Here is a 907-nt window from a genome sequence, read left to right on the forward strand (position 1 = left end):
TTTCTTGGCAGGCACCTCAATTTCCTGTCCCGTAGCCGGGTTCCGCGCTTTACGCGCAGGTTTATCCACGATCTCAACAGAACAGAATCCGGGAAAGGTGATTTTTCCGGCGACCAGCAATTCGGTCTCCAGAGTCTGTCGAAACGCCTGGTAACATTTTTCTGCGTCCGCTTTGGACATGGCACCATGCAGGGCCAGTGCGGCGACAAATTCGGATTTATTCATGAGAGACCTCTTTCAAAAATACGCATCTTCGGAATGTAGAGGAATGTCATAAAATGCGCAATGCAGGGGGTTGACATGTGATGCGTGGATAGCAATCCCCCGAAGAAGTGGTGTCGGTGATCAGTGCCACTCCATCAAAAGCTACGTTTATTCTGATTGACTTGTACGCGCATCGCCGTACCGGGCTTGAAATGTACGTTGCGTTTCTCGGGTACATCCACCGATTTCCCCGTCTTCGGATTCCGTCCTGCGCGGGCCGCAATAATGTGCAGGGTAAACACCCCAAAATCCCGAATCTCAATACGCTCTCTCTCAGCCAAGGCCTGGGCACAATGATCGAGGATCAATCCGACGGCCATAATGACATCTTGTCGTGACAATTCTTTGTACCCCTGATCACGTAACTGATGATGGATATTCTCCATCATTGTTGATTTATTCATCGTTCTTTCTCTGGCTTACTGTAGGTTGGTTGTGCAATCAGATTGATAGGTTAGATAATATGTCATGCACATAAAAAGCGCTACCCGACTTAACTCACTGCCTACTTTTACCGACCCAACAGATGAAGACAAGATACAAGAGATATGCATTATTTTAATAGACAGGAACCAAAGCATAGCCCTTTTCTTGATAGGCGATGGTAGAGATAAAGCCACTTTCCACCGGCGTCACACTCGGA

2 protein-coding genes are annotated in these 907 nt (G+C 47.7%); both read right to left on the bottom strand.

What is annotated here, in order from left to right; translation table 11 throughout:
- A partial coding sequence (locus HAP95_RS05285) for an HU family DNA-binding protein (protein ID WP_215883271.1) occupies positions 1-225 on the bottom strand: 225 nt, incomplete at its 3' end.
- 134 nt (positions 226-359) lie between these two features.
- The gene (locus HAP95_RS05290; RefSeq protein ID WP_215883272.1) at positions 360-668 is read right to left on the bottom strand and encodes an HU family DNA-binding protein; all 309 of its coding nucleotides are present in this window, start codon (positions 666-668) and stop codon (positions 360-362) included.
- Positions 669-907 lie beyond the last annotated feature (239 nt).

The sequence above is a fragment of the Acidithiobacillus sulfurivorans genome, assembly GCF_018853815.1.
Taxonomy (GTDB): Bacteria; Pseudomonadota; Gammaproteobacteria; order Acidithiobacillales; family Acidithiobacillaceae; genus Acidithiobacillus; species Acidithiobacillus sulfurivorans.

Excerpts from the sequence above, each read along its gene's own strand:
- HAP95_RS05290 (WP_215883272.1), bottom strand. The coding sequence starts at position 668 with ATGAATAAATCAACAATGATGGAGAATATCCATCATCAGTTACGTGAT.